This window comes from Aquibium pacificum, assembly GCF_040839445.1.
Classification (GTDB): domain Bacteria; phylum Pseudomonadota; class Alphaproteobacteria; order Rhizobiales; family Rhizobiaceae; genus Aquibium; species Aquibium pacificus.
This window is the reverse complement of sequence record NZ_JBDPGJ010000005.1, coordinates 333998-353217: the sequence shown is the minus strand read 5'-3', so window position 1 is coordinate 353217 and position 19220 is coordinate 333998. Positions and strand designations below refer to the sequence as shown.

The 19220-nt window shown below is 64.6% G+C and carries 20 protein-coding genes and 1 tRNA gene; 11 read left to right on the top strand and 10 right to left on the bottom strand.

Annotated features, from left to right (window positions below):
• The first annotated feature begins 287 nt into the window (after positions 1-287).
• Entirely contained in the window at positions 288-1076 is a 789-nt protein-coding gene (locus tag ABGN05_RS22105) for a hypothetical protein (RefSeq protein ID WP_367956213.1), read from the top strand.
• Between the two features lie 284 nt (positions 1077-1360).
• Here ABGN05_RS22105 and era read toward each other — a convergent pair whose 3' ends face one another.
• The 7 genes from era to rpoZ all read right to left on the bottom strand — a co-directional run bounded on the left by era (position 1361) and on the right by rpoZ (position 7898).
• The gene (gene era / locus ABGN05_RS22100) at positions 1361-2281 is read right to left on the bottom strand and encodes a GTPase Era (RefSeq protein WP_367956212.1); all 921 of its coding nucleotides are present in this window, start codon (positions 2279-2281) and stop codon (positions 1361-1363) included.
• Positions 2278-2997: a ribonuclease III gene (gene rnc / locus ABGN05_RS22095; protein ID WP_367956211.1), complete on the bottom strand. Its 720-nt coding sequence runs from the start codon at positions 2995-2997 to the stop codon at positions 2278-2280. Before rnc ends, era begins: the two co-directional genes overlap by 4 nt.
• 7 nt (positions 2998-3004) lie before the next feature.
• On the bottom strand, positions 3005-3751 hold the full coding sequence (lepB, locus tag ABGN05_RS22090; RefSeq protein WP_367956210.1) for a signal peptidase I: 747 nt from the start codon (positions 3749-3751) through the stop codon (positions 3005-3007).
• A gap of 185 nt (positions 3752-3936) precedes the next feature.
• Positions 3937-4359: a holo-ACP synthase gene (gene acpS / locus ABGN05_RS22085; protein ID WP_367956209.1), complete on the bottom strand. Its 423-nt coding sequence runs from the start codon at positions 4357-4359 to the stop codon at positions 3937-3939.
• On the bottom strand, positions 4356-4904 hold the full coding sequence (locus ABGN05_RS22080) for a DUF2062 domain-containing protein (protein WP_367956208.1): 549 nt from the start codon (positions 4902-4904) through the stop codon (positions 4356-4358). Before ABGN05_RS22080 ends, acpS begins: the two co-directional genes overlap by 4 nt.
• 246 nt (positions 4905-5150) lie before the next feature.
• Entirely contained in the window at positions 5151-7391 is a 2241-nt protein-coding gene (locus ABGN05_RS22075) for a RelA/SpoT family protein (protein WP_367956207.1), read from the bottom strand.
• A gap of 105 nt (positions 7392-7496) precedes the next feature.
• Entirely contained in the window at positions 7497-7898 is a 402-nt protein-coding gene (gene rpoZ / locus ABGN05_RS22070; protein WP_367956206.1) for a DNA-directed RNA polymerase subunit omega, read from the bottom strand.
• Positions 7899-8150: 252 nt separating this feature from the next.
• On the opposite strand from rpoZ, the gene ABGN05_RS22065 reads away from it, so the two are divergent.
• From ABGN05_RS22065 to ABGN05_RS22050, 4 genes are all read left to right on the top strand, one after another.
• Complete coding sequence (locus ABGN05_RS22065) at positions 8151-8732, top strand: LabA-like NYN domain-containing protein (RefSeq protein WP_367956205.1); 582 nt, start codon at positions 8151-8153, stop codon at positions 8730-8732.
• Positions 8732-9397 (top strand): uracil-DNA glycosylase, encoded by a 666-nt coding sequence (locus ABGN05_RS22060; RefSeq protein ID WP_367956204.1) that lies wholly within the window; start codon positions 8732-8734, stop codon positions 9395-9397. The genes ABGN05_RS22065 and ABGN05_RS22060 overlap by 1 nt, the downstream gene beginning before the upstream one ends.
• A gap of 123 nt (positions 9398-9520) precedes the next feature.
• Positions 9521-10708 (top strand): coiled-coil domain-containing protein, encoded by a 1188-nt coding sequence (locus ABGN05_RS22055; RefSeq protein ID WP_367956203.1) that lies wholly within the window; start codon positions 9521-9523, stop codon positions 10706-10708.
• Positions 10709-10961: 253 nt separating this feature from the next.
• Positions 10962-11411, top strand: a complete 450-nt coding sequence (locus ABGN05_RS22050) for a DUF305 domain-containing protein (protein ID WP_367956202.1) — start codon at positions 10962-10964, stop codon at positions 11409-11411.
• A gap of 22 nt (positions 11412-11433) precedes the next feature.
• On the opposite strand, the gene ABGN05_RS22045 is transcribed toward ABGN05_RS22050, so the two are convergent.
• The 3 genes from ABGN05_RS22045 to dapA are packed head-to-tail and all read right to left on the bottom strand — an operon-like array spanning position 11434 to position 13309.
• A complete protein-coding gene (locus tag ABGN05_RS22045) occupies positions 11434-11862 on the bottom strand; it encodes a DUF1810 domain-containing protein (RefSeq protein ID WP_367956201.1) in 429 nt (142 codons plus the stop codon).
• A gap of 60 nt (positions 11863-11922) precedes the next feature.
• On the bottom strand, positions 11923-12402 hold the full coding sequence (gene smpB / locus ABGN05_RS22040) for an SsrA-binding protein SmpB (protein ID WP_367956200.1): 480 nt from the start codon (positions 12400-12402) through the stop codon (positions 11923-11925).
• Between the two features lie 25 nt (positions 12403-12427).
• Positions 12428-13309 (bottom strand): 4-hydroxy-tetrahydrodipicolinate synthase, encoded by an 882-nt coding sequence (gene dapA, locus ABGN05_RS22035; RefSeq protein ID WP_367956199.1) that lies wholly within the window; start codon positions 13307-13309, stop codon positions 12428-12430.
• Between the two features lie 188 nt (positions 13310-13497).
• Here dapA and ABGN05_RS22030 point away from each other — a divergent pair, with 188 nt between their 5' ends.
• The 6 genes from ABGN05_RS22030 (at position 13498) to ABGN05_RS22005 (ending at position 19084) form a co-directional block, all read left to right on the top strand.
• On the top strand, positions 13498-15594 hold the full coding sequence (locus ABGN05_RS22030; RefSeq protein WP_367956198.1) for a lytic transglycosylase domain-containing protein: 2097 nt from the start codon (positions 13498-13500) through the stop codon (positions 15592-15594).
• Positions 15595-15673: 79 nt separating this feature from the next.
• Complete coding sequence (locus ABGN05_RS22025; RefSeq protein ID WP_367956197.1) at positions 15674-16564, top strand: alpha/beta fold hydrolase; 891 nt, start codon at positions 15674-15676, stop codon at positions 16562-16564.
• A 161-nt stretch (positions 16565-16725) separates the two neighbouring features.
• Positions 16726-16815, top strand: a tRNA-Ser gene (locus ABGN05_RS22020).
• Between the two features lie 320 nt (positions 16816-17135).
• A complete protein-coding gene (locus tag ABGN05_RS22015; protein ID WP_367956196.1) occupies positions 17136-17468 on the top strand; it encodes a helix-turn-helix transcriptional regulator in 333 nt (110 codons plus the stop codon).
• Positions 17465-18409 carry a site-specific integrase gene (locus tag ABGN05_RS22010; protein WP_367956195.1) on the top strand — a complete coding sequence of 315 codons (945 nt, stop codon included), beginning with the start codon at positions 17465-17467 and terminating at the stop codon, positions 18407-18409. Before ABGN05_RS22015 ends, ABGN05_RS22010 begins: the two co-directional genes overlap by 4 nt.
• A 75-nt stretch (positions 18410-18484) precedes the next feature.
• Positions 18485-19084, top strand: a complete 600-nt coding sequence (locus ABGN05_RS22005; RefSeq protein ID WP_367956194.1) for a site-specific integrase — start codon at positions 18485-18487, stop codon at positions 19082-19084.
• Positions 19085-19220 lie beyond the last annotated feature (136 nt).

Below are 19220 nucleotides of genomic sequence, written 5' to 3'. Positions count from 1 at the left end.
ATTTCTTTCTCCCGCAAGACGATTTTCGTCCTTTTAGCGTGGCACGCCTCTGGCCGTGGATTGCCACCCAGGAAAAGGCGCCGCATCCCAACGGCGCCTCAACCTTCCCGCCAAACTTGGCAAACATTAAAAGAAGCAACGCCTTATAGGCGTAGCCGAGGCATATCAGGATTCAACCGAATTGTTGGAAAAGGCGGAAAAATCGGAAAAAGGGACATCGGATCGTTCGATTTTACGGGACCGCCATCTATAGTCCGCCGACTAGGGCAAATCGATTGTTGGGAAATATGTCCAATCTACAACCGTGGAATGAATATCCGACATGGCATGCCCTCTTCGACGCATTGTGCCGAAATGCAAACCACTACGACAATGCCCGCCTGGCAACTGAGCTTTGCGCCAAATTGAACAACAACAGCCAGTCGGCCTATACTACCGCGCTCAAAAACTTGGCGAACTGGCGAAGTGGGAAGCATCTTCCGCGGCGCAGCTATTTTGACGCGATTTCCGAATTGATCGGTATTGACCACTATGACGGGCTCGCTCCGGTGTGGGAACAAATGTTTGCCGATGCCGGAAAGAGAGCCCAAGACAAGGCTTCGGAAGAACCGCACGCCGAGCGAATTTTTCAGCCTTCAGCGCTTCCTCAGTCAGAAATGCCAGGTCATCGATCCGCCTCTTGGCGCCGGACGGCCTTCGCCACCGCCGCTGGTATGCTATGCGCCGGGGTAGCCGGCTACGGCCTGGCCGGAATGGGCGGTCTATCAGGTGTCGAGAACGATGATCAACTTAGTATTGTGGTTTACAATCATTGGGCCCTCCAAGTTGACGACACCGTCATCTTGCATGGCGCAAGAGCCGATAGGTGCGGCAGTGCGCCGCCTGCCTGGGCGGACGTCAAGCGGAACCTGCCGCCGTCGCAATTGGGCGAATATTTGGACGGCGGTATCGCCGTTCGCGACAGTCACGCGTGCGGCGGTCCCACTCCGGTGAGGGTGGTGCGCTTCAAGGCGACGCACCCCGGGATTCAGGATTTGGTCCTCTATGACGACCCTATTTCGATCGAGGTGCAATGATGCCCTACTTAGAAATGCGGCAAAGCGATGGGATTCAAATATCGAAGTAGCGCGCGAAAAGCGTGCCGACCGAGGCGGCAGGAGCGCCGCTCCATACGCTCGCGCAACACTTCAGGATGACGCAGCCATCGGCGATCGCGTCAGCACCTTCAACAATTTGCCCATGATGACAATGGCCCGCACGGCGCGCTTCAGGTGACGAATAGCCCCCAGATCTGTTGGCGCACCACCGGTACCGGTCCATCCACAGACCTCGTCGAGGATGAGGAGAACAGAGCGCCTCCCTATCCCTGAAAATCCAAGCCCATCTCGCGGTAGCGCTCGGGATCGTCGCCCCAGTTCTCGCGTACCTTGACGAACAGGAAGAGGTGCACCTTCTGGTCGAGGATTTCGGCGATTTCCTTGCGGGCCGCCTGGCCGATCGCCTTGATGGTCTCGCCCTTGTGGCCGAGCACGATCTTCTTCTGGCTGTCGCGCTCGACGTAGATCACCTGGTCTATCCGTACCGAGCCATCGGGCTTCTCCTCCCATTTCTCCGTCTCGACATGCGAGGAATAGGGCAGTTCCTGATGCAGGCGCAGATAGAGCTTTTCGCGCGTGATCTCGGCGGCCAGCTGGCGCATCGGCAGGTCCGATATCTGGTCCTCCGGGTAGTACCAGGGACCTTCCGGCAGCCTGCCGGCCAGATAGTCGAGGAGGTCGGCGCAGCCGGAGCCGTCGAGCGCGGAGATCATGAAGGTGCGCTCGAAACCGGCCTTGGCATTGGCCTCGGCGGTCAGCGCCAGCAGGCTCTCGCGCTTCACCTTGTCGATCTTGTTGAGCACCAGGATCTTCGGCTGGCGCACGTCGGAGAGGTTTTCGACCAGAGCCGAGGCGTCGCCGCGCAGTCCGCGTTCGGCGTCGATCAGCACGAGCACGAGGTCGGCATCCTTCGCCCCGCCCCAGGCGGTGGTGACCATCGCGCGGTCGAGCCGCCGGCGCGGCTTGAAGATGCCCGGCGTGTCGACGAAGACGATCTGCGCCCGCCCGTGCGTGGCGATGCCGCGCACGATGGAGCGCGTGGTCTGCACCTTGTGGGTGACGATCGACACCTTGGTGCCGACGAGCTGGTTGATGAGCGTGGACTTGCCCGCGTTCGGCGCGCCGATCAGCGCGACGAAGCCGGAACGGGTCGCCGGTGCGGCGGGCGTTTCATGTTCGGTCATTGCTGCTGTCCCGGTTTCGACCAGACGCCTTCGCGCGCCAGCATGGCGGCCGCGCCGGCTTGCTCCGCCTCGCGCTTGGAGCGCCCGCTGCCGACGGTCGGCTCCAGATCGCCGACCACGACGCTGACGGTGAAGATCGGCTCGTGATCGGGACCCTCGCGCCCGGCGATGGTATAGACGGGCGCGGTGCCGGCCGACTGGTGCGCCCATTCCTGGAGCTCGGTCTTGGGGTCACGCGTCGCGCCACGGGATTCGCGGCTGCGCGGCTCCCAGTATTTCAGGATCAGCGGACGCACCGCTTCGAGGCCGCCTTCGAGATAGACCGCCGCGAGCAGCGCTTCCATCACGTCCGCCCGCGTGCTGCGGCCCTTGGGACCGGTCAGCGATTTCAACCCCGAATCGGCGCGGATCAGGTCGGCGAGCCCGATCTCCTCGGCCACGTCGGCGCAGGCCGCGCCGCTCACCAGCGCGTTGAGGCGCACCGCGAGTTCGCCTTCAGGCGCGCCGGGGAAGGCGTGGAACAGCATGTCCGCAACGACGAGCCCGAGCACCCGGTCGCCGAGGAATTCCAGCCGCTCGTAATCCGATCCCGTCTGCCGGCGGGCGCTCGAATGGGTCAGCGCCCGTTCGAGCCGTCCATGATCGCGGAATGCGTAGCCGATGCGGTCGCGCACGGCGTCGGCCAGAGCCTCTCCAGTCAGTCGCTTGGCGCCCATCTCTCCGTCAATCGACGAAGTTGAGCAGTCGCGACGGACGGATCAGCGACGGCCACTTCCAGATTTCTAGCGGGCTGGCGCCGCCGGCGATCGAGAAGAAGATGATGTTGGCGCGGCCGACGAAATTCTCCTCCGGCACGAACCCGAAGACGCGGCTGTCGGCCGAATTGTCGCGGTTGTCGCCCATCATGAAGTAGTGGCCTTCGGGCACGACGAATTCGCGGGTGTTGTCGGAAATGCCGTTCGGAGTGACGTCCAGCGTGTCGTAGGAGACGCCGTTCGGCAGGGTCTCGCGATAGACGTCCACCGGCCGGTCGACCTCGGTGATGTCGGGATTGTCGATCTCCCCGGTCTTCTCGCGCTGCACGCCCTCGCCGTTGATGAAGAGCTGGCCGTCGCGCATCTGGATACGGTCGCCAGGCAGTCCGATCACGCGCTTGATGTAGTCGAGCGAGGGGTTCGGCGGATACTTGAATACGGCGACGTCGCCGCGCGCGGGCGGCGTTTCCCAGATGCGGCCAGAAAAGATGTCCGGCGAAAAGGGCAGCGAATGGCGCGAGTAGCCGTAGGCCCACTTGGTCACGAAGAGGTAGTCACCTTCCAGAAGCGTCGGCCGCATCGAACCCGAGGGGATCGAGAAGGGCTGGAAGAGCAGGGTGCGGATGACGATGGCGAGAAGCAGCGCCTGGACGATTACGTTCACCGTTTCGCCAAGGCCGCCCGATTTCTTCTGAGATTTTTCCGCCACGCTCATGTCGTCCTCGGTTTCGTCTGCGGGAAGCTCTTACCGGCTACAGCCGTGCCGGGCAACGGGATTGCTGGGCGAGGTTGGGTGCTGAAGCGCTTCGCGATCTTTCAGATCCGCTCCCTGCGCTTCCGGTGAATGTTTTTGCGCATGTCTTCGTCCCCAAACCGGGGCCGACTCTCGGGAGACATGCTCTAAGGCTGCAAACATGGCCGTTCTTCGACGGAGAGCGCCTCGAGCACCACGAAGGCCTGGGCCAACGGGTAGTCGTCAGTGATCGTGACGTGCACGACGCCGCGCATGCCGGCCGGCAGCATCGCCAGCAGCCTGCGGGCGGCTCCGCCGGTGAGTTCGATCGTCGGCATGCCGCTCGCAACGTTGACGACGCCCATGTCGCGCCAGAAGACACCCTTCGCAATGCCGGTCCCGAGCGCCTTGGCGCAGGCCTCCTTGGCGGCGAAGCGCTTGGCGTAGGAGGCGACGCGGCCGCCCCGGCTCTCGGAGCGACGGCGTTCCTCGTCGGTGAAGATGCGATCGATGAACCGGTCGCCGTGGCGTTCCAGCGAACGCGCGATGCGCCTGATGTCGATCAGGTCGGAGCCCAGGCCGATGATCATCCGCCAGCCGCTGCTCCGACCGCCTGCGACTCGGCGCGGCGCCTGGCGCGCTCGAGCAGGCGGTGCTGCCGCTGCCTGCGGAAGGCCGCTACGCTCCAGCGGGTCAGAAGGTAGAAGCCGATCGCGAAGGCCATGCCGAGCGGGATGCCGCCGACCGTCATCGGCTTCAGCAGCGGGTCCCAGAGCTGCGCGAAATCGAGATGGCCAAACTTGTGCCCGAGATTCAGCGGGTCGGCTTCGCCGACCTCGCCGTAGCCGAGGATCGCGCAGCCGATCTTGTATGTCGCGGCCCAGATCAGGGGGAACGTCAGCGGATTGCCGATGGCCGTGCCGAAGGCCGAGGCGATCAGGTTGCCGGCCATGATCCACGCGAATACTCCAGCGAGGAGGAAGTGGAGGCCGAGAAAGGGGAGGAAAGACACGAAGACGCCCGCCGCCACACCGGCCGCGATCGCGTGCGGGGTGGCTGTCAGCCGCAGGACGCGTTTGACGAAATACTGCGCCGAGCGCCAGAACGACCGGCGCGGCCAGAGGAGCGTTCGCACGCGCTCCCCGAAATCTGCCGGCTTCCTGCGCCGAAACAACATTCCTGCCGTCGAGCCCCTATCTGAGATTCGGGAGAGATAGTGTTCGATTGTGTCGCGCGCGGCCACAATCGGACATGCCGCGCCATTCTATCGCACCGCATGTCTGACAGAAGTTATAGCGGCGCAATCAATCGTGAACAACAAGGATAGTCGGCCGTGTTCCACCGCGTTCGCCGGTGGCGAAAGAGCGGGCGGCAGCCGAGCCTAACCGTTCACCCTGTGCGCGTCGCTGACAGCGGGGCTGTCCCTCAACTGCGACAGCAGGCGGTTCAGGTGCTTCAGGTCCCAGACCTCGAGATCGAGGATCATGTCGGTGAAGTCCGGCGCGGTGCGCACCATGGAGAGCGTGTCGATGTTGGCGTCGTTGGAGGCAACGACCTGGGCGATCTCGGCGAGAGAGCCCGGCTCGTTGATGGCGGTCACCGAGACGCGCGCCGGAAACCGTTCCTTCGTGCCTTCATCGATGTCCCAGCGCACGTCGATCCAACGCTCGGGCTGGTCGTCGTAGGCGGTCAGCGACGGCGACTGGATGGGATAGATCGTGATGCCCGAACCCGGCTGCAGGATGCCGACGATGCGGTCGCCGGGCACCGCGCCCTCGGGCGCGAAGCGCACCGGCAGGTCGCCGCTGACGCCGCGGATCGGCACGGCCTCGGACTTCTCGTCGCCCTTGCTCTTCCTATTGTCCTTCTTCGACGAGCGGCCCGGGATCTGGAACAGCATGCCCGCGGCATTACGCAGGTTGAACCACCCCTCTTCGCGCGCCTTGGGCGGCGGCGCGGTGATGCGTTCGTCCTTGTAGTCGGGGTAGACGGCGCGCAGCACGTCCGGAGAGGACAGTTCACCCCGTCCGACAGCGGCCAGCACGTCCTCGACGTCCTTGCGCGCCAGACGATGTAGCACCGGCTTCAGATTCTCCTTGGAAAAGGCGCGTCCGGCGCGCTCGAAGGCGCGTTCAAGAATGCGGGTGCCGAGGCCCGAATACTGCTTGCGGATCGCGGCGCGTGTGGCGCGCCTTATCGCGGCGCGCGCCTTGCCAGTGACGACGACCTGCTCCCAGGCGGCCGGCGGCACCTGCGCCTTGGAGCGGATGATCTCGACCTCATCGCCATTCTTGAGTTCGGTCATCAGAGGCATGATGCGGCCGTTGACCTTGGCGCCGACGCAGGTATCGCCCACGTCCGTGTGGACGGCATAGGCGAAGTCGATCGGTGTCGCGCCGCGCGGCAGGGCGATCAGCCTACCCTTGGGCGTGAAGCAGAACACCTGGTCCTGGAACATCTCCAGCCGCGTGTTCTCGAGGAAATCCTCGGGGTTGTCGCCTTCCGACAGGGCCTCGATGGTGCGCCGCAGCCAGCCATAGGCGTTGGTCTCCTTGGAGATCGCGTGGCCGGAACCGTTCAGCTTGCCGCGCACGTCCTTGTAGATGGAGTGCGCCGCCACGCCGTATTCGGCGATCCGGTTCATCTCGTGGGTGCGGATCTGGAGCTCGACGCGCTGCCGCGACGGCCCCACTATCGTGGTGTGGATCGAGCGGTAGTCGTTCTGCTTGGGCGTCGAGATGTAGTCCTTGAAGCGGCCGGGCACCATCGACCACGTGGTGTGGATGGCGCCGAGCGCACGGTAGCAGTCCTCGACCTGGTCGAGGATGACCCGGAAGGCGAAGATGTCGGAAAGCTTCTCGAAGGATAGCGCCTTGGCTTCCATCTTGCGAAACACAGACCAAGGCTTCTTCTGACGGCTGCGCACCTCGGCTTCGATGCCATACTTCCCGAACAGTCCCGTCAGCGCCGTCTCGATCTCGCCGACCACGCCCCTGTTGCGCTCGAATATTTCGGCGAGGCGCTCCGTGACCGCCTTGTGTCCGCCGGGGTTGATGTGCCGGAAGGCGAGTTCCTCGAGCTCCTCGCGCATGTCCTGCATGCCCATGCGGCCGGCGAGCGGCGCATAGATGTCCATGGTCTCCTCGGCGATGCGCAGCCGCTTGCTCTCGGGCACGTGGTCGAGCGTGCGCATGTTGTGCAGGCGGTCGGCGAGTTTGACCAGAAGCACGCGGACGTCTTCGGCGATCGCCAGAAGCAGCTTACGCAGGTTTTCCGCCTGCTCGGCCTTGCGCGAAACGAGGTCGAGCTTCTTCAGCTTGGTGAGGCCCTCGACCAGCTTGCCGATCTCGGATCCGAAGAGTTCGTCGATCTCCTGGCGGGTTGCCGACGTATCCTCGATCGTGTCGTGCAGCAGCGCGACCGCGATCGTCGCCTCATCGAGATGCATGTCGACGAGGATCGCGGCGACTTCGAGGGGATGGGAGAAATAGGGATCGCCGGAGGCGCGCTTCTGGTGGCCATGCTTCTGCATGGCGTAGACATAGGCCTTGTTGAGCAGGGCTTCATTGACGTCGGGCTTGTAACGCTGGACGCGTTCCACAAGCTCGTACTGGCGCATCATCGACGTTTGGGCTCCGAAACGAAACATGCGCCGCGATGGACACGGCGCATGTCGTAGATAACCATGATTTCGCGCCCGCGGTAGTGCCGCGGCGGCCGGTTCGCCTCAGTAGTCGTCGCTTTTTTCCGGCGGCACGAGGCCTTCGATGCCGGCGAGCAGCTCTTCCTCGCTCATGCGGTCGAAGGTGACGGGCTCGTCTTCCTCCGGCGCGGCGGCGGCTTCGGGCGAGCTCTCGCTGCGCTCGATCATCTCGTGCGCATCGGCCTCCGGCTCGTCGACCTCGACGTGCTTCTGCAACGAATGGATCAGATCTTCCTTGAGGTCACCGGGAGAAAGCGTCTCGTCCGCGATCTCGCGCAGGGCGACGACCGGGTTCTTGTCGTTGTCGCGGTCGATGGTGATCGACGCGCCCTGCGAGATCTGACGCGCGCGGTGACCGGCGAGCAGGACGAGTTCGAAACGGTTCTCGACCTTGTCGATGCAGTCTTCAACTGTTACGCGGGCCATGCAATGCCCCTTTCATGCTGGATTGTTCCGGGATTTGTGGGCTCCATACGCCCATCGGCGCGAAAAAACAAGCATTCGGGCCAGCCGGTCCATCCCGACGATCGCACGACCCGCCCGACGCAAATCACAATTTCGCGACAAGACGCACGTTCCCCTTTGCAGCAGATTGTGGCAGGTCTACCTCCATAATCGCGCCACCACTTCTTCGGCGCTCCATTGCCAGACCGTAAGTTGCCGATCAAAGGAATTGCCATGTTCGATCCCCGCGAGAAAATCGCGCTGTTCATAGACGGCGCCAACCTCTACGCCACGTCCCGCGCGCTCGGCTTCGACATCGACTACCGGAAGCTGCTCGCCGCTTTCCACAAGAAGGGCTACCTGCTGCGCGCCTACTACTACACCGCGCTGGTGGAGGACCAGGAATACTCCTCCATCCGGCCCCTGATCGACTGGCTGGACTACAATGGCTACAAGGTGGTCACCAAGCCGGCCAAGGAATTCACCGACTCGTCGGGCCGCCGCAAGATCAAGGGCAACATGGACATCGAGCTCACGATCGACGCGCTCGAACTGGCCGACGTCGTCGACCACTACGTGATCTTTTCCGGCGACGGGGACTTCCGCACGCTGGTGGAGGCGCTGCAGCGGCGCGGCCGCAAGGTGAGCATCGTGTCGACCATGACCTCGCAGCCGCCGATGATTTCGGACGACCTGCGGCGGCAGGCGGATCACTTCATCGACCTCTCGACGCTGCGAAGCGAAGTCGGCCGCGATCCTTCCGAGAGGCCGCCGCGCCGCGTCGAGCCCGTCGAGCAGGAAGACGACGACTACTGATGCCTGCCGTTGCAGGAAGCAGTCCGGCGGAGCCTTCGCGCGACTGTCCCCTGTGCCCGCGCCTGCACGACTTCATAGCGGAGTGGCGGCACAGGGAACCGGCCTGGCACAACGCGCCGGTGCCGACCTTCCTTCCGCCGGAAGGCAGGGAGAGCGTGCGCCTGCTGGTCGTGGGGCTGGCGCCCGGCCTGCGAGGCGCAAACCGGACCGGCCGTCCCTTCACCGGCGATTTTGCCGGCGACCTGCTCTACCGCACGCTGAAGACATTCGGGTTGGCGCGCGGCCTCTTCGAGGCCCGGCCGGACGACAGCCTGGAACTCGTCGGCACCGCGATCACCAACGCGGTGCGCTGCGTGCCGCCCGAGAACAAGCCCGTGGGCGCGGAGATCGCGACCTGCCGAAGTTTCCTCATCCCGACCATCGAGAGCTTCCCGCGCCTGGAGGCGATCGTGACGCTCGGCGCCATCGCGCACCAGTCGACGGTGCGCGCGCTCGGCCACCGGGTCGCCGCCCTCCCCTTCGTCCACGGTGCCGTGCACGAGACCGCCGGCGCGACGCTTTTCCCGAGCTACCACTGCTCGCGCTACAACACCAATACGGGACGGCTGACGGAGGAGATGTTCGTCGGCGTGTTCGCCCGCGTGGCGGAGCATCTGGCGCGCTGACGCGGAAACCGGAACCATTGCCCGCCACTGGGGTTCCTGAAATCGGGCAGTGACTTTCACCGCACGACATCGAAATCGAGAGCGGTCGCAGATGCTGCGATACGAAGTGGGATAACAAGCGACATGTGGACCAGCCTCAGGAATGAACTTCGTCGTCCGGTTCCCCTGACGCTCGCGGCGCTGGCGGTGGCCGGGTGGTTCCTGCTGGTCGTCTACCTCATCGTGATGTCATCGCGCGAGAACGAGACGCAGGCCCGGATCGCGGAACTCGAAAACTCCAGGACAGACCTCGCTAGCCGGCTCGAACAGCGAGAGCAGGCCGGAGGTTCGCTGGACGCCCTCACCGCGCAGGTCGAGACGGTGACCGGCGAGATCGGCACCTTGCAGAACCGCCGCTCCGACCTGGCGCAAGAGGTCGAGGCGCAGAGTTCGGAACTCGAGCAGCTTCGCGGCAGCGCCGATGCGCTGCGCCAGGAGATGGCGGCCATCCAGGGCCAGCTCGAATCCGACCGGCAGGTGCTAGAAGACCTCGACCAGGACGTCACCTCGCGCCGGGAACTCGTGTCGCAATCAACCCAGGAACTGGCCGACGTGGGCAGCCGCCTGGAAGAGGCCCGCTTGCAGGAGAGCGAGCTGCGGGATTCGCTCGCCAACCTCAACGAGGAAGCGGCCGCGACGTCGCAGGAGGTCGCCGCCGCCGAGACACGGCTGCAGGAGGCCCGCCAGGCGGAGGCCCAGCTGCGGCAGCAGGCGCAGACCGCGCGCCAAGAACTCCGACAGCTCGAGGAGGAACGCACCGCGACCTCCGCGGCCGTCGGCCAGCTGCGCGACCATCGCGAGACCCTGACGACCGAGGTCACCCGGGCCGAAGAGCAGCGTGCGCAGCTCCAGGGACAGGTGGCGGAACTGGCCGCCACGCTCGCCGAAAGGAGCGAAAGGGTCGCCGGGCTGGAGCAGCACATCGCGGAGCTGCAGACCGCTGCCAGCGAGGCGGCGATGGCGACGGCGTCCGGCATCTACCCCGGAAGCTATCTGGGCACTTCCACCGAATCACCCGGGATCCTGCTGGACGCCCGCTTCGGCGACGACGGCACGTTCGAGATCGGGCGGCGATCCGGCGGCCCGGGCGCAGTCTCCGGCCGCTACCAGGTCGCCGATGGTGAACTCGTGCTGAGCGAGGCGAGCGGCGCGACCGGGGACGCGACGTTCCCCATGCATTGCCCTGTGGAGCCGCAGGTCGGCGGGTTCGCGCTCACGTCGGGGGTTGAAGGATGCCCGCTGGGCGGTTTCGGATTTCGCCGGACGGACTAGAAGCCGGCAGGCGACCTCCAGCGTTCGCCCTCGAAACACTGATTGACCTTCCCGCGGCTGGAAGCTCCACCATCACGGTGGATCGATCCAAGCCAACGGCAAAGGCTGACGATGATGGATCAGACGAGGATGTCGAACGGCCCGACGGGGGGCATGGGATTGGGGGGCTGCTCGCGATCCTAGTAGGGGTCGGCGGCGATACGGTATCGGCTGTCCTTCCCGAGATCCTTCACGACAAAAGAGGAGACGAGTGATGTCCTACTGGCGCTTCGCGGCGATGATCGTCACATCGACCATCGTCATGTTCATCCTGATGTATCTCAACACCTACGCCCTCGATCATATCTTCTGGAGCGAGACGCGGGCGTGGATGGCACTGCTGATGGGCGCGACCATGGCCTTCATCATGCTCGGCTTCATGATGGGCATGTACAAGAACATGCCGCTGAACATGGCGATCTTCACCGGCGCCATCGTCGTTTTCGCGGGTTCGCTCTGGCTGGTGCGCAGCCAGGCGACGGTGGACGACGTGGACTACATGCGCGCGATGATCCCGCATCATTCCATTGCCGTACTGACCAGCGAGCGCGCGCGGATTACCGATCCCCGCGTGCGGGAACTTGCCGACGAGATCATCGAAGCCCAGGTGCGCGAGATCGCGGAAATGAAGGATCTGATCCGCGATCTCGAAGCGAGGGACTGACAGAGCGCCGATCGGGTCCGCCTCAGTCCATGTCGCCGAGTATCTGCAAGGTGCGCCGGTCAGGGCCGGCGCAGAATGTGTCGATGGCCGTCGCGAACACCGATCCCGGCCCCGCCGCCTGTGCAAAGAGCGTCATTGAGGAGCAGAACTTCATGTCGTCGGGAGAGCCGAAAATGTCATGCGGGGAGCGATCCGGCCAGGCGAGCACCAGTTCCGCACATTCGGCAAGCCTTGGCCCGAGAACGGGATCGGCCAGATAGGCCCTCGCCTCCTGCAGCGAAGCGATGGCATAGCGCCGCGCCATACCGCTCGATCCCAGCCCGGCAACCTGCGGGAAGACAAACCACATCCAGTGGCTGCGCTTGCGGCCGTCTCGAAGCTCGGCGAGCACGTCGGCGTAGACAGGCTCCTGCGCCCGGACGAAACGCTGCAAGTCGTATCGATCGAGCATCGTGGCGCCTCCCGGCGTTTCCTCGGCCGGCATGGACGAGCGGAGGGGCAGTCCCCTCGCCTAGCCCCGTTCCTTCAGGAGCCGGCCCTTTTCCCGCGCCCAGTCGCGCTCCTTCTCCGTCTGGCGCTTGTCATGCAGCTTCTTGCCGCGCGCCACGCCGAGGAGCAGCTTGGCCCTGCCCTGGTCGTTGAAGTAGATCTTGAGCGGCACCATGGTCATGCCCTCGCGGTCGACGGCCTGGGCGAGCCTGGCCATCTCGCGCTTCTTGACCAGGAGCTTCCGGCGCCGCCGCGGCTCGTGGTTGAAGCGGTTGGCCTGCAGATATTCCGGCAGGTAGGAGTTGATCAGCCAGATCTCGCCGCCCTCGCTGGAGGCGTAGCTGTCCTGGATGTTGGCATGCCCGCCGCGCAGCGATTTCACCTCCGTGCCGGTGAGCACCAGACCCGTCTCAAGCGTGTCGAGGATCTCGTAGGAGAAGCGGGCCTTGCGGTTCTCGGCAACGGTGCGGTTGTTCGGATCGGCTTTCTTGACCTGTACCATGGCTGAGAGATGCGTCTTCGGCGCGTCAGTTCAAGAGGCCGGCGTGCTTCATCGCGGCGTCGATCTTCCCGGCGGTCGCCTCCTCGATGGTGACCAGCGGCGAACGCACGACGTTTTCCGCCCGGCCGAGCCGCGACAGAGCGTACTTGGCGCCGGAGACGCCAGGCTCGATGAAGATCGCCTTGTGCAGCGGCATCAGCCGGTCCTGCAGCTCGAGCGCCTTCGCATTGTCGCCCGAAAGCGTCGCCTCCTGGAACTCGGCGCAGAGCCGCGGCGCGACGTTCGACGTCACCGAGATCGCGCCGACGCCGCCATGGGCATTGAAGCCGAGCGCGGAGGCGTCCTCGCCCGACAGCTGTATGAAATCCGTGCCGCAAGTGATGCGCTGCTCGGAGACGCGCTCGACCTTGCCGGTGGCGTCCTTGACGCCGACGATGTTGGAGAAGTCGTGCGCGAGCCGTCCCATCGTCTCAGGCGTCATGTCGATGACCGAGCGCGGCGGGATGTTGTAGATGAAGATCGGCAAAGTGGTCGAACGGGCAACGGTGGCGAAATGCTCGTAGAGCCCGCGCTGCGTCGGCTTGTTGTAGTAGGGCGTGACCACCAGCAGCGCGTCCGCGCCGGCCTCTTCAGCGAAGCGGGCCAGGGAGACGGCCTCTACCGTGTTGTTGGAGCCGGCGCCGGCGATGACGGGCACCTTGCCCTTTGCGACGTCGATGCAGGCCTTCACGACCTTCCGGTGCTCGTCATGCGAGAGCGTCGGCGACTCGCCGGTGGTGCCCACGGGCACGACGCCGTTCGAGCCTTCCGCGATCTGCCACTCCACGAAGGCCTTGAAGGCTTTCTCGTCGAAGCTGCCATCCCGCTGGAAGGGTGTCACGAGAGCGGTAAACGAGCCTCTGAACATTTTTCTGACGAACTCCGTAGGCAAGAAGCGCGGGACCAGACCGCGGGGCACGGCTCCATAGCCGATTGCAAGGCCGCGCACCATAGGCGCAGCGGCTGCGCGCGGCAACAGACCGAAACCGGCCGTTCAAGGCGCGTTATCTTTTTGGTGGCCTACTTCGAGCATGGCAGATTGATTCGGGAACCTTGATGATCTTGCAGTTGAAAGCCTTTTCGGCTCGGGCTCCGGTCGCGATGCTGTGGCTGACGCTGCTGGCGGCGCCCGCGGCGGCGAAAGTGGAGCTTCCCGGAAAGGACGCGCCCATCCCCGAGCCGCGGCCAGTGGCGGAGGCCGGCGTCGATCCGTCAGCGACTGCGACGGCGGCGCTGACACAGGCGGAGGCGGACCCAGCGCCGGAACCGCCTGAACCCGAAATCGAGCCATTGAGGATCGGACTGGACGCGCTGTCGGGCGACGACGTCATCGCCGCCAAGGCCGTGCGCGACGGACTGCCGGACGGCTCGCTCGACCGGCGCATCCTGACCTGGGCCCTGGCGCTGGGCGGCTATGGCGAGGTGTCCAGCGGAGAGATCGCACAGGCCGCGGCCGAACTGTCCGGCTGGCCCGGCGCGGCGGTGCTTCGGCGCAACAGCGAACGCGCCGTGGCGCGCGAGAAGCCGGACGCCGAGCAAGTCGTAAAGTCGTTCGAGGGAACCCGCCCGCAGACGCTGCAAGGCACCGTGCTTCTGACTCGTGCCTACCTCGGCGTCGGCGAGGAGATAAAGGCGCAGGAGGCGATCTCAAGCCTGTGGGGGTCGGAAAAACTCGACGCCGGCGAGGAGCGCGCGATCCTCAAGGAGTTCGGCGACATCCTGCCGGTCGCGGCGCACCGACGACGAATGGAGCGGATGCTCTACGACGAGCGCGTGAACTCGGCGATGCGCGTGGCGGCGCTTGCGGAGGCCGAAGAACTGGCGGAAGCCTGGGCCGCGTTCGTGCGCGGCGGCAGGGACGCCGGCAAGCTGCTCGACGCCGTACCCGCGGACCAGCGCTCGGACGCGTATATCTACGCCAAGGCCAAGTACCTGCGCCGCAAAGGACGCTTTTCGGAGGCCGCGGGGCTGATGCTCGGCGCCTCGACGGACGCCACCGCCCTCGTCGATCCGGACGCGTGGTGGGTGGAGCGTCGCGTGCTGTCGCGCGAACTGCTCGACATCGGCAAGCCGGAACTCGCCTACGAGATCGCCGCCAATCATGCCGCCGAGAGCCCCGGCCCGGCGGCCGACGCCGAATTCCACGCGGGCTGGTACGCGCTTCGCTTCCTCGGCGATCCGCAAAAGGCGCACACGCATTTCGCAAGGATCCCGGAGATCACCTCGGGCGCGATCTCGCAGTCGCGGGGCTACTACTGGCTCGCGCGAGCCGCCGAGGCGGGCGGTCCGGGCGATGCCAGGGCCTACTACGAGAAGGCGGCCGCGCACGGCACGGCTTTCTACGGCCAGCTCGCGGCGGTAAATCTCGGCCGCGACACGGTGTTCGCGGGCCGTCCAGAAGCAACGATCCGGGACCGGGCAGCCTTCACGAACCGCGAGGCCGTCGCCGCGATCCGTCGCCTCGAGGAGACCGGGGACACGAGGCGCGCCGACATCCTCTACCGCGCGCTCGCAGACGAACTCGCCAGCGCCGGCGAACTGGCGCTGCTGTCGCAGATGGCCGAGGCGCGCGAGGACCATTATCTGGCGCTCAAGGTCGGCAAGGCGGCGGTGCTGCGCGGCATCGACATCGGGGCGCTGGCACACCCGGTGGGCGCCATTCCCGAGACGGCGAAGATCGAGAGCGCCGGCAAGGCGCTTGCCTATGCGGTGGCCCGCCAGGAGAGCGAGTTCCGGGCAACCGCGGTTTCCGGCGCCGGCGCGCGCGGGCTGCTGCAACTCCTGCCCGGCACGGCCAGGGAAATGGCCCGCCACGCCGGCCTCGCCTATTCGAGCGAACGGCTGACGAGCGATGCCGGCTACAACGCCACGCTCGGCGCCGCCTTCCTCGGCCAGCAACTCGGCCGCTTCGAAGGCTCCTACGTGCTCACCTTCGCAGGCTACAATGCCGGCCCCGGCCGCGCGCGGGAGTGGGCGGAGCGTTACGGCGACCCGCGCGGCAAATCCGTGGAGGAGGTCGTCGACTGGATCGAGCGCATCCCCTACACCGAGACGCGCGACTACGTTCAGCGGGTGATGGAAAACTACCAGGTCTACAAGATGCGGCTGACCGGCCGCATCGACATCGCCGGCGACCTTGTGCAGGGACGCTAAATTGCCTTCGCCGGGCGCGGACGTTACGGTCCCTCCCCTGAAACATCGGGCCGATTTTTCGGCCCGTCGGAGGCATGGCTTGACCGAGACGGACGGTTCCCGGGACTTCTTCTACACCTCCTCCGACGCGCTGCGGCTGCACGCGCGGATCTACGGGAGCGGCGGCGGGCTGCCGGTGATCTGCCTGCCCGGCTTGACGCGCAACGCGCGCGACTTCCACGAACTCGCGCTGCATCTTTCCCGGCACGGAGAGACGGGCCGGACCGTGGTGGCCTTCGACTACCGCGGGCGCGGCGAATCCGAACGGGACGCCAACTGGCGCAACTACGACGTCAGGGTCGAGGCGGGCGACGTGCTGGCCGGGTTGACCGCCATGGGGATCGAGCACGGCGTCTTCATCGGCACGTCGCGCGGAGGGTTGATCATCCACGTGCTGGCAGCGATGCGGCCGGGGGTGCTGAAGGGCGTCGTGCTCAACGACGTCGGGCCCCGCATCGACGGCGCCGGGCTGGCGCAGATCCGTTCCTACCTGGAGCGCGCGCCGAAGCCGAACACACTGGAGGAGGCGGTCGCCATCCAGCGCGGCGCCCATGGCCAGGCCTTTTCCGCGCTCGGCGACGCCGACTGGGATCGGCAGGCGCGCGCGAACTATCGCCAGGAAGACGGCCGGCTGGTTCCGGACTACGACCCCGCGCTCCTGAAGACGATCACCAGCATCGATTTCAACGAGCCGCTGCCCGAACTCTGGGCGCAGTTCCACGGCCTCACCACGGTGCCCTTGCTCGCGATCCGCGGCGCCAATTCAAAACTCCTGTCGGCCGACACGCTGAAGGAGATGGAACGCCGCCATCCCGACCTGGAGGCGGTGACCGTGGAAGGCCAGGGCCATGCGCCGTTGCTGGAAACCGGGGATCTGCCGGCGACGATCGCCGCTTTCGTTGCCAGGGCGGAGGGCAAGGCGCGGCACTGAGCGGGGACGCGGCGCGTCGGGAGTACCGATCTTCCCGCGCACCCCCACGGCCAGCATCGCGCCTCGGGGCAGCCGGCGGCCCCTCCGCGAAAAGCCTCCACTCGGGATAAGCGGCGCGAACCCTTGTGCATCCGGCTAATCTTGTTTATCCGGGCGTCACCGGAGAGGTGGCCGAGTGGTCGAAGGCGCTCCCCTGCTAAGGGAGTAGGCCCGGAAGGGCCTCGTGGGTTCGAATCCCATCCTCTCCGCCAGCGTTTTCAGCAAGCGTCTGATTTCATTCCGCTTTATGGTGCTCATTGAAGTCAGGCCCACATCAAACCCCACATCTGCTGCCTCTTGGTTTGGCTCTAAGGGTCGTAGGCTGCTCTCTTGAACTGAATGGCTTGCCCTCCAGCGTCGAATCGCCTTATCCAGTCTCCATCTGACGAAAACGCGTCGTCAGACCATAGCGAACGGTCGCAAGACCTGATCGAAACTGAAAGCGCATGACGTGCACCCAACCCAGGATGGGTGAGCACGTCTATGTCTTCAGAGCGAGACAGCGACCGACAAGACCTTTTCTCACCGATTGATGATGCCTCTTCTGAAGGCTCATCTGGGTGAGCCGGCTCCAGAGACGCCGCCCACTGCGAAGGCTCGCAGGGGAACGCCTAAGCTTAGACCTGCCGGGGACCGCAATCTTCGGACGACCGACCCGGACGACCGTTATCTCACCGATCGGGAAGTTGCGAAACGCTACGGTGTGTCTCGCGCGACTATCTGGCGGTGGCGCAACAACGACCCTCATTTCCCGCAGCCCATTGTCGTCTCGCCGGGTACAACGCGCTGGGCTCTATCTTGCCTTCTGGAGTGGGAGACTCGCATGCCCACTGCCCCGCGCGGCTACGTGCGAGGCAGCAAATGAGCCGCTCCTACCGCGGCATTCGGCCGAAAGCCAATCGTGTACATAGCGTCGAGGATGTCATGGAGCTTTATGACACCTGTCGAAACACGATCACCAATTGGGTCAAGGGAGGGCTTCGGCCCGTCGACCATCGTCAGCCGCAGCTGTTTCGCGGGTCCGAGCTGAAGCGCTTCCATGACCACATGCACAAGATGAGGTATCGCCCCTTGTCGCTGCTTGAGTTCAAGTGCCTTCCCTGTGGGACCCGCGTCACCCCTACTCCTGAGAAGTTGTTCATTTCTCGCTTACATGGCCGAGGGCTCTGGGCGATTGCACCCTGTCCCTTGTGTGAGCGTATAGTTCGGAAGGTGATTAGTGAGACGCTATGCGACGAGCTCGAATCCTACCCTGAGTCCAACATCGCCCCGGGCTTGGTAGACGAACATAAGGGCGCGATGCAGGCTGGTGTTGGGAAAGTTGGTCCCCTTCCTACTCTGTCACCGGGAGACAACGAGCGGATCATTTACGAGTACCAGCTGTACGGCGCCTGCAATGACGAGAAGACGGTCGACGCCCACCTGGCTTCGCTTCGGGACTTTGAAGCTTACCACAACGGTAGGAACCTTCGATCGCTCCAACCTGCGGACGCCGCGAAATACCGGGGATACCTGATTGCGTCTCTCGGCGAGATGAGCCGATCGACCATTCAGCACAGAGCAGCGCATATGGCCCAGTTCTTCCGGTGGCTTGTTGAGCAGGACGGATACCGGAAACTAAACAAGACGATCTGCGACAATTTCAAACTACCCAAGGGCGCCATGGCGCAAGCCCCTCGTTCAGCTGTCAGGGACTGGCCAACCACGGATGAAGTTTGCCGCATGGTTTCGTGCGCCCCGGCTTCGACCCTCTTCCAACGCCGTGACCGTGCAATCGTAGCAGCGAGCTTCCTGCTCGGCACATGAAGTAATGCGACCGCGTCGCTGCGGCTCGGGTTTGTCGACGTGCAGAGGCGCCTGGTTGTTCAGGATGCGACCCAGATGCGGATCAAGAACTCGAAAAGCCAGAAAACTTGGTGGTTCCCGGTCGATGAGGAAATTCGGAAGATCCTAATCGAATGGATCGAAGAACTGCTCGATCTCGGCTGCACCGGAGCGGATGCCCTGTTCCCGCCGGACCGTAGTCTTGCCAGCACAAAGCTACTCGAGCGCTCACTTCGGGTGGCCATAGAACCGTGTGATTCCGACACAGGTGTGAGGCGCGCGTTCAAGCGTATCTGTCAGGCAGCCGCCATCGGCTACTACAATCCGCACTGCGCGAAGCACTATCTGGCGTCGATCCGAGACGATTTCTGCAGGACATCGGAACAGCGGCGCGCATGGTCGCAAAACCTGGGGCATGAAACCGAGACCATCACTGAAGCCCACTACCGAAAGGTCTCGGAAGAACGTCAAGGCGAGATCTTCAACGACTTTCGGCAAGGCAGTTCTCTGCCAATCGAAGATTTGGAGCTTTTAGTCAGCCTGCACGAGCACGAACTGACTCCGGGGACGCCTGACTTCAACCGCGCCCGCAAACTTTCCGACGAGTGTAAATCCAGATACATCTACCCAGTGGCCGGAAGCGGCAATGAAACCTGATTTCCCATGTTTTGATTGCGGCTCGTAAGCGATTGGCAAGAAGGGGGCCGAGAACGGATTGTCCGGTTCTGGGGATCGACCAGCGGTAAGCTGCCGTTCAGCACAGGGGGGCGCGAAGAAGCAATAGGAGAAGATC